This is a genomic window from Fictibacillus sp. BK138 (assembly GCF_004216955.1).
Lineage (GTDB): Bacteria > Bacillota > Bacilli > Bacillales > Fictibacillaceae > Fictibacillus.
Genome location: NZ_SGXL01000001.1, coordinates 1,540,681 through 1,556,848, shown reverse-complemented (window position 1 = coordinate 1,556,848; position 16,168 = coordinate 1,540,681). Strand labels below are relative to the sequence as shown.

The 16,168-nt window shown below is 40.4% G+C and carries 17 protein-coding genes; 6 read left to right on the top strand and 11 right to left on the bottom strand.

All coding sequences use genetic code 11. The features are described 5' to 3' along the window. Positions 1-14: 14 nt before the first annotated feature. The 3 genes from EV282_RS07670 to EV282_RS07660 are packed head-to-tail and all read right to left on the bottom strand — an operon-like array spanning position 15 to position 2,636. Positions 15-668, bottom strand: coding sequence for a CoA transferase subunit B (locus EV282_RS07670; RefSeq protein WP_130295125.1), 654 nt, complete (start codon positions 666-668; stop codon positions 15-17). A 17-nt stretch (positions 669-685) separates the two neighbouring features. Further along, positions 686-1,378 (bottom strand): CoA transferase subunit A, encoded by a 693-nt coding sequence (locus tag EV282_RS07665; RefSeq protein ID WP_130295123.1) that lies wholly within the window; start codon positions 1,376-1,378, stop codon positions 686-688. Between the two features lie 58 nt (positions 1,379-1,436). Then, the gene (locus EV282_RS07660) at positions 1,437-2,636 is read right to left on the bottom strand and encodes an acetyl-CoA C-acetyltransferase (protein ID WP_130295121.1); all 1,200 of its coding nucleotides are present in this window, start codon (positions 2,634-2,636) and stop codon (positions 1,437-1,439) included. A 145-nt stretch (positions 2,637-2,781) separates the two neighbouring features. On the opposite strand from EV282_RS07660, the gene EV282_RS07655 reads away from it, so the two are divergent. After that, positions 2,782-3,687, top strand: a complete 906-nt coding sequence (locus EV282_RS07655) for a hydroxymethylglutaryl-CoA lyase (protein WP_130295120.1) — start codon at positions 2,782-2,784, stop codon at positions 3,685-3,687. A 466-nt stretch (positions 3,688-4,153) separates the two neighbouring features. Here the strand turns inward: EV282_RS07655 and EV282_RS07650 are convergent, their stop codons facing one another. After that, entirely contained in the window at positions 4,154-4,495 is a 342-nt protein-coding gene (locus EV282_RS07650; protein ID WP_130295118.1) for an iron-sulfur cluster biosynthesis family protein, read from the bottom strand. 4 nt (positions 4,496-4,499) lie between these two features. Further along, positions 4,500-5,045, bottom strand: a complete 546-nt coding sequence (locus EV282_RS07645; RefSeq protein WP_130295116.1) for a PadR family transcriptional regulator — start codon at positions 5,043-5,045, stop codon at positions 4,500-4,502. Between the two features lie 158 nt (positions 5,046-5,203). Between EV282_RS07645 and EV282_RS07640 the strand changes: the two genes are divergently transcribed. Continuing rightward, positions 5,204-8,344: an efflux RND transporter permease subunit gene (locus EV282_RS07640; protein WP_130295114.1), complete on the top strand. Its 3,141-nt coding sequence runs from the start codon at positions 5,204-5,206 to the stop codon at positions 8,342-8,344. A 164-nt stretch (positions 8,345-8,508) separates the two neighbouring features. Next, a complete protein-coding gene (locus EV282_RS07635; RefSeq protein ID WP_130295112.1) occupies positions 8,509-8,769 on the top strand; it encodes an HPr family phosphocarrier protein in 261 nt (86 codons plus the stop codon). Positions 8,770-8,783: 14 nt separating this feature from the next. Here EV282_RS07635 and EV282_RS07625 read toward each other — a convergent pair whose 3' ends face one another. Further along, positions 8,784-9,437, bottom strand: coding sequence for a TVP38/TMEM64 family protein (locus tag EV282_RS07625; protein ID WP_130295110.1), 654 nt, complete (start codon positions 9,435-9,437; stop codon positions 8,784-8,786). A gap of 90 nt (positions 9,438-9,527) precedes the next feature. On the opposite strand from EV282_RS07625, the gene EV282_RS07620 reads away from it, so the two are divergent. Continuing rightward, positions 9,528-9,776 (top strand): HPr family phosphocarrier protein, encoded by a 249-nt coding sequence (locus EV282_RS07620; RefSeq protein WP_165389393.1) that lies wholly within the window; start codon positions 9,528-9,530, stop codon positions 9,774-9,776. A gap of 90 nt (positions 9,777-9,866) precedes the next feature. Here EV282_RS07620 and EV282_RS07615 read toward each other — a convergent pair whose 3' ends face one another. After that, on the bottom strand, positions 9,867-11,261 hold the full coding sequence (locus EV282_RS07615; RefSeq protein ID WP_130295106.1) for an N-acetylmuramoyl-L-alanine amidase: 1,395 nt from the start codon (positions 11,259-11,261) through the stop codon (positions 9,867-9,869). A 135-nt stretch (positions 11,262-11,396) separates the two neighbouring features. Between EV282_RS07615 and EV282_RS07610 the strand changes: the two genes are divergently transcribed. Further along, positions 11,397-12,128, top strand: a complete 732-nt coding sequence (locus EV282_RS07610) for a ZIP family metal transporter (protein WP_130295104.1) — start codon at positions 11,397-11,399, stop codon at positions 12,126-12,128. A 42-nt stretch (positions 12,129-12,170) separates the two neighbouring features. On the opposite strand, the gene EV282_RS07605 is transcribed toward EV282_RS07610, so the two are convergent. Both EV282_RS07605 and EV282_RS07600 read right to left on the bottom strand, forming a co-directional pair. Then, on the bottom strand, positions 12,171-12,503 hold the full coding sequence (locus tag EV282_RS07605) for a YolD-like family protein (RefSeq protein WP_130295102.1): 333 nt from the start codon (positions 12,501-12,503) through the stop codon (positions 12,171-12,173). Positions 12,504-12,516: 13 nt separating this feature from the next. Further along, entirely contained in the window at positions 12,517-13,773 is a 1,257-nt protein-coding gene (locus EV282_RS07600) for a DNA polymerase thumb domain-containing protein (RefSeq protein ID WP_130295100.1), read from the bottom strand. 165 nt (positions 13,774-13,938) lie between these two features. Between EV282_RS07600 and EV282_RS07595 the strand changes: the two genes are divergently transcribed. Further along, on the top strand, positions 13,939-14,139 hold the full coding sequence (locus tag EV282_RS07595; protein ID WP_130295098.1) for a YqzH family protein: 201 nt from the start codon (positions 13,939-13,941) through the stop codon (positions 14,137-14,139). A 226-nt stretch (positions 14,140-14,365) separates the two neighbouring features. Here the strand turns inward: EV282_RS07595 and EV282_RS07590 are convergent, their stop codons facing one another. Then, complete coding sequence (locus EV282_RS07590) at positions 14,366-15,157, bottom strand: SDR family NAD(P)-dependent oxidoreductase (protein WP_130295096.1); 792 nt, start codon at positions 15,155-15,157, stop codon at positions 14,366-14,368. Continuing rightward, complete coding sequence (locus tag EV282_RS07585) at positions 15,154-16,131, bottom strand: MBL fold metallo-hydrolase (RefSeq protein WP_165389392.1); 978 nt, start codon at positions 16,129-16,131, stop codon at positions 15,154-15,156. The genes EV282_RS07590 and EV282_RS07585 overlap by 4 nt, the downstream gene beginning before the upstream one ends. Between the last annotated feature and the right edge of the window lie 37 nt (positions 16,132-16,168).

Sequence of the window (16,168 nt, the reverse complement as noted above, 5' to 3'; positions counted from 1 at the left end):
TATACACCCTCCTATTAATACGCGTTTAGTTTAATATCATCTGAGACTGTAAGTTTAGCTTCTGTTGAACTTAAAACATCATCAACGGAGTATCCTTCTGCAACCTCTTTTAAAACCAGACCATTTTCGGATACATCCATTACAGCTCTGTCAGTAATGATTCTTTCAACTACTCCTTTTCCTGTCAAAGGGAGCTGGCAGCTCTTTAAGATTTTGCTTTCTCCTGCTTTGTTTACATGTTCCATAATTACGATGATTTTTTTCGCGCCATGAACAAGGTCCATCGCCCCGCCCATTCCTTTGATCATCTTTCCCGGAATCATCCAGTTGGCTAGGTCACCATTCTCTGAAACTTCCATTCCGCCTAAGATAGCAATGTCAATATGGCCGCCGCGGATCATGGCAAATGATTCAGAGCTGTCAAAATAGGATGCACCTTTAATAGCCGTTACTGTCTCTTTACCAGCATTGATCAGATCAGGATCAACTTCGCTTTCAAGTGGATACGGTCCGATGCCGAGGAGCCCGTTCTCCGATTGAAGCACAACCTCTTTATTATCCGAGATGAAGTTAGCTACCATCGTCGGCATCCCGATTCCTAAGTTCACATAAAAACCTGATTCAATCTCTTTTTCTGCGCGTTTCGCGATTCTTTCTCTGATATTCATTACGGTTCCCCCTCCTCTTAGCCTTGTTTTACTGTTAAGCGTTCAATGCGCTTTTCTTGAGTTCCTACGATTAACTTTTGTACGTACACACCAGGTGTATGTATGTAATCCGGATGAAGATCACCGATTTCAACAAGCTCTTCTACCTCTGCAATCGTTACTTTTCCTGCAGCAGCGATCATCGGGTTGAAGTTGCGAGCTGTTTTGTTATATATCAGATTTCCTGCTTTGTCTCCTTTTGCGGCACGAATCAAGCTAAAATCTGCAATAATTCCTTCTTCAAGCAAGTATTCTTTTCCGTTAAACGTACGTGTCTCTTTTCCTTCTGCGATCGGTGTCCCAACTCCAGCGGGTGTATAGAATGCTGGAATTCCAGCACCGCCTGCACGAATCCTTTCAGCAAGCGTTCCCTGCGGAATAAGTTCTACTTCTATTTCACCCGATAACACTTGTCTTTCAAACTCTTTATTTTCCCCAACATATGATCCTACCATTTTCTTAATCTGTTTATTTTTAAGCAGCAGACCTAATCCCCAGTCATCTACTCCGCAGTTGTTTGAGATCACTGTAAGGTCTTTTGTTCCTTTTTCAACTAAAGCAAGAATTAAATTTTCGGGGATGCCTACTAATCCAAAACCGCCTACTAAAAGAGTTGATCCATCCTTAATGTCCGCTACAGCTTCTAGAGCTGAATTCAATATTGGTTTCATGACCTATCTCTCCTTTTTTAATGTCTTACAAGTGCCGGATCTCTTTTCTTCTAAAACATTAATTTTCTTCGTTTTCAAAGATAGAGGCTACTCCCTGGCCACCACCGATACAAAGCGTCGCTAAACCACTTTTCGATTTTCTTCTCTTCATCTCATGAAGCAAAGTAACAACTATTCTTGCACCACTCGCTCCAATCGGATGTCCAAGGGCAATCGCACCGCCATTTACGTTTAATTTCTCTTTATCAAAACCAAGATCTTTACCAACAGCAAGTGACTGACTCGCAAAAGCTTCGTTCGCCTCGACAAGATCAATTTCATCCATGTTCATGTTCGTTTTCTTCAGCACTTTTTGCACTGCTTCAACAGGCCCTATGCCCATTACTTCTGGAGCTACCCCAGCACTTGCATTCGCTTTTACGACAGCAAGTGGTTTTAATCCAAGTTCTTCTGCCTTTTTTCTGCTCATTACAACAAGCGCAGCGGCGCCATCATTAATGCCTGAAGCATTCCCTGCTGTAACCATTCCATCTTTTTTGAAGGCAGGTCTCAGTTTCGCAAGCTTTTCACTCGTAGACCCTGCTTTCGGATATTCATCCTTATCTATGACCAATGGATCTCCTTTTCTTTGAGGAATCTCCACTGCTGTAATTTCATCATTGAACTTCCCTTGTTCCTGAGCTTCAGCACACTTTCTTTGGCTTTCAGCTGCAAATTCATCCAGTTCCTCACGAGAAAGCGAATGCGTTTCACATAAGTTTTCAGCTGTAATACCCATATGATAATCACCAAATGCGCACCATAGGCCGTCATGAATCATGGAGTCAACCATAGGGGCATTGCCCATACGCAGACCATCTCTAGCTCCGTTCAGTAAATATGGAGCCTGACTCATATTTTCCATACCGCCGCAGACAATTACATCTGCTTCATCCAGCCAAATTGCCTGGCAAGCAAGATGGAGTGCTTTTAATCCAGAGCCGCATACTTTGTTGATTGTCATGCTTGACACACCGATCGGAAGTCCTGCTTTAATCGCTGCTTGACGTGCAGGATTCTGTCCCAATCCGGCTTGGAGAACATTTCCCATAATGACTTCATCAACAGCATCATGCGGGATACCTGCTTTTTTTAAAGAGTCTTTGATTGCAATTGCTCCTAATTCTGTCGCTGCTACCGATTTTAAACTACCCATGAAGCTTCCAATCGGTGTTCTGACAGCGCTTACAATGACAGCTTCTCTCTCTCTTGAAACCATTTGTAGTCTCCTCCTCTTTAAAACGTAAAAATTTCTGAAAATTCCTTTATATCATACCATAACAATTCAAAAGTATTGCAACCTGTGATTTTTTGCAGTTAAAATAAGAAAAAGAAAACGGTTTCAAGGAGGAGTTTTTAAAACTATGGAATTACCCGAGAGAGTCACTCTGATCGAAGTTGGCCCACGCGACGGACTTCAGAACGAGAAAAACTTTATAACCGCAAAGGATAAAATCCAATTCATTTCCCTATTAAAGACAGCTGGTTTTCAAGAGATGGAGCTCACCTCTTTCGTTTCACCGAAGTGGGTCCCTCAGATGCAGGATGCTGGCACGGTTATTGAACATTGCATGGATGACCTGCGCAACTTTGTTCTGGCACCGAATAAAAAAGGGATCGATTTAGCAGTTGAAGCCGGAGTGAAACACATTGCTGTCTTTGTAGGAGTAAGTGATTCATTTAACAAAAAGAATATCAATAAGACAACAGAAGAAAGTATGAACGAGTTAAGACCGCAGATCGAGGACCTGAAACGAAAAGGATATTTTGTAAGAGCTTGTATCTCTACCAGCTTCTATTGTCCATTCGAAGGAAAAATAGATGAGCATGCTGTTTTAAAGGTTTGCCAGGACTTTGAGGAGATGGGTGTTGATGAACTCAGTGTGGCAGATACGATTGGAATGGCAAACCCTATTGAATGTTTTGAACTGTTTACATTATTAAAACATCACCTTCGCTCTACTACACTTCTAACCGGACATTTTCATGACACGCGGGGAATGGCACTTGCAAACATTTTTGCGAGTATGCAAGCTGGGATCGACCGTTTTGACACATCTGCCGGAGGACTTGGAGGATGCCCTTTTGCACCTGGCGCTTCAGGAAACGTTGCCTCTGAAGATGTAGTCTACATGCTGTCCCAAATGGGAATCTCTACAGGCATACAGCTTGATAAACTCTTAGAAGCATCTGCGTTTATCTCACCGCTTCTTTCAAAACCAGTATCAAGCAAGCAATTCGGTCTTATGAATAATGTTCTTCAGGGATAATTAAATAAAGACTATTCTCTAATAAGTTTGTTGCTTTAGAGTTATTTAATTCATTTTCGAGGAGGTTGACCGCCCACCCCGCGGAAATCGTGTATCTTGAGCGGAAATCAACCACTTTCAAACGCGTCCATATTTACTCGAGGCTCTTTCCCAAAGATTGTTGCTTGAGTGCTTGAGAAGATTTTTCTTTTGCTCCATTGACAGGTTGATTGGAGTCCAAGGTGCGTGCCTGCCATATGAGAAGCTTCTTGCTAGGCATGCGACGAGGAAGCTCACATTCGGTAGCATTTGCTTGTAGACGCAGGAGCAAGAATAACTTCCTAGAAGCGGGACAGGTGAGACTCCTAATGGCGCAAAGCGCGAGGAGGCTCACCGCACGCCCCCCGGAAAGCGAGCATCCTGGAACGGAGATCAACCACTTACAAGAACTACAATGTTTCACTAAGAAAACAAATAAAACACGGGCTTAATAGCTGCCCGTGTTTTGCATTGTTTTATTATAATATTTCATCCCAGGATTTAAGATCTCGCTTGGACTTTTCAAGGAAAAATGATTGCCTGCCGGTGCATCGATCGTCATCTTTTCATCAAAGAAGACCTCCGTGTTGTAATCTAAATATAGGTCCGGCCCGTTGGTCATGATTCTCGTATCATTATCCTCAGCTTTATCGATCAGCCATAGTGCAGCAACACCGCTCACGACACATCCACATCCTTCTGTATCATGCTTCAGTTTTAAGAATCCCTTATTGCCTTGCATTCTGTTTTGTAGTCTTTCCAGCGCTGAATCAGTAAACACGACTTCCATAAAATTAAAACTCACCTTTCTTTCTTAAAACGTCTATCGCCCACTCGCACCAGGACAGCCAGCTCTCCATATAACGAATTCCAAATTCACTCGTTAAATATTCTCCAAGTTCGTCTTCTTTAAAAGTACCATTTGGAAAATGTTCATCTTGCCATTCTTTCGTCATCCTGAGTCCCATCTGATGGTGCTCTTTGCTTTTTTCCAGAAAAGCTATCGCTTGTTCGACCGGAATAAAATGAAACATGGAAACTCTTAAGAGCAGATCGTCCTTCAGTTTAGGAACGTTTACAGGTTTGTTCAGCATCCATTCGAGCAGCTGTTCAAATCCTTTGTCAGTTATTTTATATATTTTTTTATCTGGATAATCAGTTTGTTGAATAACTTTGGATTCTGCCAGCCGTTCTTCTTCCATCTTAAGAAGTTCACGGTAGATCTGGGTATGGTGGGCTGTCCAAAAATGGATAACTGTTTCTTTAAATTGCTGTGTAAGCTCATAACCTGTTGCTTCATTTTTTGCTAATAAACCTAACAGCGCATACCTTAACGCCATTTGTTACCCTTCTTTCTCACTATACTGAATTGAATTGTAACATACTTTTCACAAATTATTTATTCAATATACTTGATATAAAACTGATACTTTTATTATATTATAGTTAAACATATGTGAAAATACACATATTAATTCTAAATGTGGGAGAGGAACCTATGAACTGGCTAACAAAATTTAGTTTGAAAAACCCGGTAGCAATATTCATCTTTTCTTTTTTATTGATTGTGAGCGGTGTTTTTTCTTTCACAAATTTAAAAGTGGATTTACTTCCAAATGTTGAGTTTCCCCAGCTAACCATTCAGACGGTATACCCTGGAGCTTCACCAGAGGATGTAAATAAGCAAGTTACCGATAAGCTTGAAACGCAATTAAAACAAGTTGAAGATGTAAAGTCTGTAAAAAGCTCTTCACTAGAGAGTGTTTCGATCATTAGTATGGATTTTCCTTTTTCCGCAAACATGGATGAAGTAGAAGATCAAGTAAAATCCATTATTTCAGAAGCTGATCTGCCAGACTCTGTTGAGCCAGATGTGAGCCGCTTTTCTTTTGGTACTATTCCGATCTATAACATCTCTTTGTTCCCTGAAAAGGAAAGCGAGGATATTCAAGCCTTTGTTGACAGCGAACTCGTACCTGAACTGAAAAAGATTCAGGGTGTAAATAACGTATCTGTCGGCGGTGTAAAAGAAACATTCGTATCCATTACACTGGATCGTGAGAAAGCAAAACAAGCTGGTGTTTCACTTAATGCTGTTAAAGATGCCATTAAAGGCCGTGATCTCTCATTCCCAGCTGGAACCGTCACAGATGATTCTATTACTGTTCCTGTTCGTGTAGAAGAAACGGTTGATACGATCGCAGAATTAAAACAAATTACGATATCAGGCGCTGCTGCAGCTCCATCAGGAAGCCAAGGCAAAACAGAAGGTCCTGAAGAAGGCGGAGCCCCCCCTGCTGCCGGAGGTCAAGGAGCTCCTGCACAAGCCCAGGCACCTGGATCGTCTCTGAAACTTGGAGACATAGCTGAAATTAAAGAAACAGAAGATGTAAATGAAATTACACGGTACAATCAAAAATCTTCTCTTTCTATGGCTGTTACTAAAAAACAAGATGCAAATACGGTTGAAGTAGCAGAAAAGGTTATTGAAGTTCTTAACAAGGAAAAATATGATGATAAATTAAATTATGCAATTGGTTTCGGACAGGCAGAAGGCATTAAAGATTCTGTAAATACGCTCGTTAAAGAAGGTCTTTACGGTGCCATTTTCGCTTCACTTGCTGTACTCATCTTCTTAAGAAACTTTCGTGCAACAATTATTGCGATTATATCTATTCCGCTCTCATTGTTAGTATCGGCAATTTTCTTAGACCGTCTTGATATTACGCTTAACATTATGACTCTCGGGGGAATGGCCGTAGCTGTCGGCCGTGTAGTAGATGATAGTATCGTAGTTATCGAAAATATATTCAGACGAATCAGGAAAACTGATGGTGCATTTGACCGTGATGAATTAATCATTGATTCTACACGGGAGATTTTAAAGGCGATCGTGTCTTCAACCATTACAACAGTAGTAGTTTTCTTACCGCTTGGTCTTGTTGGCGGTGTAACGGGAGAATTCTTTCTTCCATTTGCATTAACCGTTGTTTTTGCTTTATTGGCGTCACTGATCGTAGCTGTTACAATCGTCCCTATTCTTGCAAAATATGCATTTAAAAAGGTTAAGCCTGAAAAAAATGACGGTCCTATGCAGCGTGGATACGAAAAACTGATTAAAGCATCACTGAATCATAAAATTATCGTTCTGTTAACGTCCTTTATTCTTCTTGGAGGATCATTCTTCCTTGCTACAAAACTTGGAATGGTATTCCTTCCAAACGAAGAGCAGAAAACATTAACAGTCAATGTTGAACTTCCAGCGAGTACGAATGTTTCTAAAACGAATGAAATTTCCCTGGAAGTAGAAGAATATTTAGCCGGACGCGATACGATTAAAGATGTTACTGCAGGAATCGGTTCTCGTGATTTCCAAACCGGTCTTAAACGTCAGAACGTAGCAAACTATTTTATTAATCTTGAAAAAGAAACAAACGTTGAAAAAGAACTTAAAGAATTAGAATCCGGAATAAAAGAAATTACAGACGAAAAAGCTAAAGGAACAGTTCTTAGCGTACAAGAGGTGTCTAGCGGAGGACCTCCTTCTAACAATGAAGTTAACATTGATCTTTATTCAAATGATTTAGATGATCTTCAACAAGCAGCAGCTCAAGTTGAAGAATATATGAATACCCTTGATTCCATCAAATATGTGTCAAACAATTTTAAAGATACACAAAAGCAATGGGCTGTTGATATCGATACTAAAAAAGCAGCTGAAAAAGGTGTCTCAGGATTCGCTGTTCTTGGTGCTGTCTCTGATGTTACAAAGCCAGTTGAAGTCGGGGAAATGACTCTTGATGGCGACGAAAAGAATGTAAGAGTTGAATATGATGAGGCTGTAAGATCTCTTGATGAAATTAAAGATCTCACTGTCTTTGGATCATCAGGACCTGTAAAGATTTCTGATGTTGCAGAGGTCTCTGAAAAAGAAACGGTAACAGCCATCCAGAAGCTTGATGGCAAAGTCTATGCACAAGTCTCTGCACAAGTAAAAGGTGATAATGTTCAAAAAGTTACACAAGAAGTAATAAAAGGTGTAGAAGATAATGTTGATCTGCCATCTTCTGTTTCAACAGAAGGCGGCGGCGGAAGTGAAGAAACAATGGATACGTTTAAAGACCTCGGTCTGGCAATGCTTGTTGCGATTGGTCTCGTATACTTAACAATGCTGATTACATTTGGCCGTGCACGTATACCGTTTATTATTCTTTCTTCTCTATTATTTGTTCCCATCGGAGCAATCGGTGGATTATTCTTAATCAATGAACCACTATCAGTGAGTGCCATGATTGGAATATTGATGCTTATCGGTATCGTAACAACGAATGCCATCGTACTGGTTGACCGTATCGGACAGAACAGAGAAATCAAGGGCATGCCAGTGCGTGAAGCACTTCTTGAAGCAGGAAAAACTCGTCTAAGACCGATCTTAATGACAGCCTTTGCTACAATTGCGGCCCTTATACCGCTCGCATTGACTACTTCTTCTGGAACATTAATCTCAAAAGGACTTGCAATTGTGGTTATCGGAGGACTCACTACTTCCACTCTGCTAACATTAATTATTGTCCCAGTGCTGTACGAACTATTCTTTAGAAGACAAGCAAAACGCGAAAAAGCAAAAAATATTGGTTAATTTTAAAAGAGTACCGACCTCAGCGAGGAGCGGTACTCTTTTTATATGAGCCGAATTGCTGTAATTTTTATTGCCAGAGGTAAACTTGGGACTAAAGGCCATGTTTCACTTTTAAAATTAATGGGAAATATATCAGCAATTCACAACCTCAGGAGGCTATAAAAATGAAACAGATATGTTCAAAAAAAGTTAAAGTTACAGCTAAATATACCGTAAATAAAGCTCTTGAAATTATGCAATCTGCTAAATCTATCAACAGTCAGCTTTTTTTGTCCAAAAACGGCCATACCGTTCACGCATCAGGACTTTCCCAGCTCGTATCGTTTTTCCTTACTTTAAAAGAAGGCGATTCTTTTCTGTATATCGTTGAAGGAGCAGATGCTGAATCAGCTATGAATGTCATTACAAAAGATACAGCTTTTTAATCCGTTAGATTTTTTTATAATCCAATCCTTGCCTTCATCTTCTTTTTGAATATAAGAGGTAATCCTACAATAACAAAAAGCAAGGTTGTTCCGATCCAGATGACTTCCTTGCTTTGAGATGTCATTGAAGTTCCCAGATAGGTATAAGCTATCGTTCCGGGAATTATACCGATTGCTGTTGCAATCGCGTAATCTTTAAATTTCACTTTCGTAATCGACGTTAGATAGCTTACAAGATCATAATTTAATACAGGAAGAAGCCTCAGCAGCAGTACATATCGAAACCCTTCTCTCTCAATATTGCTGCGTATTTTATTATACCTTTCATTTTTCCATTGCTTACTTTTCTTAAATCGGCCTAACCGGTTAACAGCATAATAAGTGATTAGCCCACCTCCAAGCGAGCCGAGATACGTATACAAACAACCCCAGTAGAAACCAAAAGAAAGACCGCTTGTTATTGCAAATATAGACGATGGAAATAATACAAACGGCCTCAATGTATAGAGCAGTATAAAAAGAAACGGTGCCAGCAACCCCCATTGCATGATCCAATTTCTAAATTCTTCAGGACTAAATCCTTTATAATTTTTTTGCAGCCATACGATTAATAAGATTAAAATAGCCAAACTGATCATGATGAACAGCCACTTTTTTGTGATTTTCATATTTCCTCCATGAGAAATCTAATTTAGTAAGCATTTTTCCTTCTTCTGCACATATCCATACATATGTGTGATGGCAAAGGAGGTTATATTGTGATTGTAAAAGCAACAGCACCCATTTTTGCAGACCGTGCCGCAAAACTTGTAGAGCTTACAGGCAGTTTTCAAGAATCTATTTATCTAAAAAAAGGAGACCGCACAGCTGATGGAAAGAGTTTCTTAGGCATTATTGCTCTTTCCATCTATCCAGATGATCCGATTGAAATTGTTTGTGATCCGCCCAGCACTCATCTGAAAGAGAAGATTCTCTCATCAGGGCTTTTTGCTTCCTGTAACGTGTAATATTAAATTCAGCATTTTCTATTATATAATCTTCCCCGTTTATTGGCTATTTTTTCCTATAATTAAAAAAAGCCGGGAAATAATCCGGCTTTAAATTTCTTTTAGTTGTTGGTCTATCTGATTTATTCTTTCCTGCAAAGGTGCTTTTGTTTCATTGAGCATTGATTTATAGATTTCGAGTATCATATTGCTGTAATTTGTACCCGGAACTGCCCACTTTCCATTTAATTGGTTCCATGCCGTTGCACTTCCCCTTTGAACGAGACTGAACCTTGGATCAACCAAAGGATATTGCGGAGGTAAAGACTCTGTGGAACTATATGCAAATAGATGCTGTATATGAGCCAAAACACCTTCTTCTGGTGTTTTAAATGTTGCTCCTTCTGTCTTACCGGTTGCACCAATTCCTGCAAAATTATTTTGAGAAGCTTTTACACTCCCCTGAAAGCGGAAATATCCTGTTTCATGCACAGCTTGTGCATATGCTGCGTCTCCTCTGATGCCGTATACTTGTCCGAGCTGAACATATAATGCAGCTAATCGTGGTGCATTCGGATTTACTTTACGAACAAATCTTTCTATTTCATCGGCTGTAAGCAATGTTGCTCCTTGTATGGATAGTCCAGTTGGAGGTATTGGCTTTGGAGGTTCTGGTTTTGGAGGTTCAGGAACAGGTCCTTGCCCCCTGTCTTCTCCTTTTACTATTACAAAGGCATCCGTTACTCCTAAAGCGCGTATCTTCACGACGTGAGCTTCAGCATTTTCTCTTTTCTGAAAAGCTCCAGCTTGTACTCTGTAATACTTTTTATTGTTTATTGTCTCTTCGTCAATAAATGCTGAAATCTTTTTATCTGCTAAAAACCTAACTCTTGCTTCAGCATTTTCTTTTTGTTCAAAGGCACCGGCTATCGCGATAAAAAGATCCTTCGTTTCCTGCTGTTTTTGTTTTAATGAAAGCCCGGCAGCAACCCCTGTTGCAATGGCAGCGGACACTTCATTTTGAAAATCTTCTCTGTTTAATAAAGAAAGGTTCCCGGCATTATCGATAAACAAAACTTCTAAAAGCACAGCGGGCATCCTTGTTTCTCTCAGCACATGAAAATTCGCCTGCTTCTGTCCTCTGTTTCTAGCTCCGTATTTATTCATTACTGATGCAGTACGTGCATGTATTGCACTTTGTATTTTTTTTGTTTCAGCTCCGACGTTTATATATACATAACTTTCGAAACCTTCCCCGCCACCGCTGTTTTGATGAATCGATAGATAAAAATCTGCCTTCTGCTTGTTAGCAAAATCTGTTCTCTCATCTAATGAAACAGTTGCATCTGAGCTGCGGGTCATCAATATTTTCACTTCATAGTTGTTCTGCAGATAAGACTGAATTTTTTTGGCGATTTTCAGGTTATATGTTTTTTCAAAACTGTTCTTATTTACCGCGCCAGGATCGTTGCCTCCATGACCCGGATCTATAATAATGACTTTCAAAGTGTCACCTTCTTTTAATCCATTTCCAACGCTTTAGTTGCGCTTACTTCTATTAAAAACGAAAAGAAGGTATACTAAAAGAGCCATATGACTATTTTCATCAAAAATGGATGTTTGACTAAGGTGGGTAACTGAATGGAAGCTGCTTTATTTGGAAGTGTTTTATCTGCATTAGCAACCGGTTTTGGTGCATTACCTGTTCTTTTCTGGTCTCAGGTGACACACCGGTTCCGTGATATACTGCTTGCGCTTACCGCAGGTATCATGGTCGCTGCATCAACTTTTAGTTTAATACCTCAAGCGCTTGAACTATCAAACTTAACGGTGCTTACAATCGGCATCACTCTTGGCACATTGACACTTTTGATCTTAGAAAGATTCGTCCCCCATGTAGACTTAGATCATACGAGAATTTTTAAAGGCATTGATGCGAAAGCAACTTTAGTTATTGCTGCCATTACGCTTCATAACCTTCCTGAGGGACTATCAGTAGGTGTAAGCTACGCGAGTGATAACACAGGTCTTGGAGGATTGATCGCATTTGCGATCGGTTTGCAGAATGCTCCTGAAGGTTTGCTTGTTGCACTCTTTTTAATACATCAAAAGATGAATAGGTTAAAAGCATTTTTAATAGCTACTTTAACTGGAGCTGTTGAAATCGTTACAGCTATGATCGGTTATGTTTTAACTTCATACGTTGAAAACCTTGTGCCTTATGGACTGTCTTTTGCTGCTGGCGCGATGCTGTTTATTGTTTATAAAGAACTTATTCCTGAAAGCCATGGGGACGGGCATGCCCGCTCAGCAACATTATCATTTATAGCCGGACTGTTAATCATGATTTATCTAACACAAATTTTTGGCTGACGTACATAGAAGCTGACTCAGAATTTTGAGCCAGCTTCTTTTTCAATAGGTGTATTCGATATCCACGATGTCCATTACTTTTAAAAGGTGCATCGTGTTCACTTTATCCATCACACGCAATTCTTTTTTTATTTCGTTCACATAATGAACATGGCCAGCAAGCTCGGCTATCTTTCCTTTTTGGTAATACTTGAATTTCAGTTCCCGGTTTTCCTCCATCGCGACACAAATGATTTCATTAAATTCTTCATATCTTTGTTCATCAAGCTCTGGTTTTCTTCCATAATCCAGACCACTCTGATGTTCTCTTAACATTTTCACATGTTCCGGGAGCATCATAGCAGTCCATTTTATTGTTCCTCTGTCACGAATCACCGTTTCTCACTCCTTATGCTTTATGTCCACCTAATAGACGGCTTCTGTATAGAGCAGTCCCTCCTTTTGTATAGGAAACAGCCCGCAAGAGAGAATTCGAACCATATTTTTGCCTGATTTCGTCCATAACATAGCCGATTTGTCTTTTTTTCGGATGATCTAAAGAAAAGAGAGTGAGCTGTGTTTCTGTATCCTCACACACGTTTGATAGAGCAATCGATATTTTTCGTACAGTCTGACCCTGATAAAAGGTGCGAAACAATTCCAGACAAACTTGATAGAGCTCCATCGTAATATTAGATGGCTGCTCGATCGTCTTAGAGCGATAAAAACCTCCGCCCCCTTCATCTTTGCTGTACCCTACTCCAAAGCTTATCGTCCTCCCTGCTTTCCCTGCTCTTCTTGCACGTCTTGCCACCTCTTCACACATCTCTAGAATGACATGTTTGATCTCGGTGATATCTGTATAATCTCTGAGCAAAATCTGGCTTTTCCCATAGCTGATCTGTCCCTGCATGATGGGAGCACCGATTTCGGATAAATCGATTCCCCATGCATGATAGTAAAGCTGATTTCCCATGATCCCGAATTTTTTCTCTAAAAGTTCGAGCGGATAATGTGCCAGATCGCCCACTGTCACAATCCCCATTCTGTTTAAGGTACGCTCAACTCTTGACCCGATTCCCCACATTTTGCTTAAGGGAGATAGAGGCCAGAGTTTTGTTTCAACATCTTCATACCCCCATTCGGCAACACCTTTTTTCTTCGCCTCAAGATCTAAGCAAAGCTTTGACATCAGCATGTTCGGTCCAATTCCGATCGCACACGGCAATCCGAACTCTCTCCAGATATCCCGGCGGATTTTTTCAGCTAATTCCTGAGGACTTCCCCATAACTTTTCCGTTCCGTCAGCTTGAAGAAAACTTTCATCCACGCTGTATGTGTGGATGGATTCAGGCGGAACATAACGGTGCAGCAGCTTTGTAATTTCCATTGACCTCTCGAGAAAAAAGGACATTTGAGCGTTCACTACAATGATGTCTTTATTTTTAGGAATTTCAAACAAGCGGTTTCCAGTGCGGATGCCGAAATCTGCCTTCAATCGCGGAGAGGCAGCAAGAACGACACTACCCTGCCGCTCTGTATCTCCCACCACTGCTAAATAACATGTGAGCGGGTTTAATCCTAAGCGAACAGCGGCACAGCTTGCATAAAAGCTTTTCATATCCATACACAAAATGGTACGCTCAGGCATATCTTCATAGTTCATTTGTCACAAGCCCCCTTATCACAATACGAACATCTGTTCTTTATATGTATACCTATTTTAACCGAATATATGTTCCTATAACAATGGTAATTTTTTCAGCATTTTTTGCAGATTGACGTTTTGAGCTCATAAGTCTAGGATTTATAAGGAAAGGCAGGTGCTAAAATGAATCGTTCATTGCTTCGCAAAATGATTTTACGAACATTAAAGGATTATTTATGGGATGAAGAGGACTGTGTGCTGACCGAACAAGAATGGGATCAGCTGGAAATGAAAATAATGGAGCAAATCACAGAGGAAGATCAGGAAGAAGCGATGTACGCTATCATTCAGGACGTTGTTTATGACTATTTTACAAATAAATAACAGGTTCTGCTTCAGTAAACAGAACCTGCCAGTATGTGAGGAGTTCTGGACCTTTTCCCAGAGGATTTGACCCTTAATCAACGAGTTTTGGATGCCAATCCAAAAATTTCGGGCTTCAATCCACGAGTTTTAGACCTCAATCCAAAAATTTCAGGTCTCAATCCACGAGTTTTGATTGTGAATCCACAAATTCATCTTCTAGTTTACATAACAAAATTACGGTAATCTACTTTTGCCGGAATGATTTTCCACCGAGTTTTTCAACTAATCGCGGCATAACTTGATAAGCAGTACTGCCAATATTCATCCACCAAGGCAGATTAATCTCACGTACAGGGCGCTGCATAGCTTCTAAGATTTTTTGTGAAACGTGAGAAGGCTGAAGCATAAACTTTTGAATATTTTTTACATAATTACCGGATTTGTCAGCAAGCGTGAAAAAATCTGTAGCGATCGGGCCTGGATTAACTGTTGTTATGTGAACACCTCTATGCGCTACTTCAAGCCGCAACCCATTGGAGAAGCCAAGAACAGCATGTTTTGTTGCTGCATACACACTTGATTTTGGTGTTGAGATCTTTCCAGCCTGTGATGCGATATTGATGATGTGCCCGCTCCCTCTCTTTAACATATGCGGCAGGACCGCGCGAGTACAGGCCATCAAACCTAAGACATTTGTAGAGAACATGCCCTCGATATTTGTCCAGGGAGCATCTGCAAATTCTTCAAAGACTCCAAAGCCAGCATTATTCACTAAGATATGTACGTTCTTTTGATCAATTAAAACTTGATTAAAAACTTTCTCAACACTATCAGGATCTGAAACATCTAATGTATAGAAAGGGGCTTTTATTCCGGTTTCTTTAAGGATTGTGTCTTGAACGATTTTCAACTGGTCTTCCCTTCTTGCGAACAATACCGGCAAAGCCCCCTTCTTTGCAGCATCTAGCGCAAGGTGTGCTCCGAGTCCCCCTGAAGCTCCTGTAATTGCAACCACTTTATTTTTAAGTGTACTCATCGAACTGCTCCTGTCTGTCTAAAATAAAATAGCCCTTCTTCTTCCGCTTTTATGATTCTACCCTCTTCTTGAAGAAGGTCAAGATGTCCTGATACTTCAGATACGACTAAACCGAGCTGCTTTTCATACAGTTTTGGAAAAAGACGGACACACATTTCAAATACGGTTAGCGGCTCATCACTTAACAGTTTTTCAATAGCTTTAGCACGCTCGTTCTGATCGTGCAGCCTTTTACGTATCAATTCATGTGCATTTTCAAAAGGTTCGCCATGCCCAGGATACACCGTTTCAAGATTTAACGTTAATAGACTCTGAAGGGTCTCACGGTACTGAAGCAAAGTTTTTGGCCGATCCTTTTCATGAAGTGTCGGTGGCTCTAAGAGTGCATTAGATGAAATATGCGGCAAAAGAACATCTCCGCCGATAAAAATTCCTTGCTCCTTATTGTAAAGAGACAAATGATCAGGAGCATGTCCCGGCGTTTTTAAGAAAATAAATCCATCATGTCCTGGAACACTTTCCCCTGGCAATGGTGTTAGATCGGGCATGAAAGGAGAAATAAACTCCCGGTATTTTTTCAGTTTCACTAGTTCTAGTCTTCCTAATGAATCTGGCACACCGAAAGAACGATAAAGGTCTATATAGAATGAATCGGCCCATTTCATAAAATCACTGTCGCCGCTGACATAAGGAACAGCTTCTTTAAGCATCAGTGTATCCACACCTGCCCGCTGGATTTCTTTCGAGAGACCAGCATGATCAGGATGATAATGGGTACATATGTATTGATCCAGATCTTTAAATGAGAGTCTGTTTTCTTTTAAAGAAGATTGAAGAACTTCTCTCGCTTCCTTTGTTCTTGGACCAGAATCGATAAGAGTAACCGCATCACCTATAAGGAGGCAGCAATTGACAGGACCTACATCAAATGGTGTAGGCAGGGTTATCGGAATAATAGTTGCAGCTTTTGTCATGATTTCCTCCAAATAATTACTTGTTGACATACATATA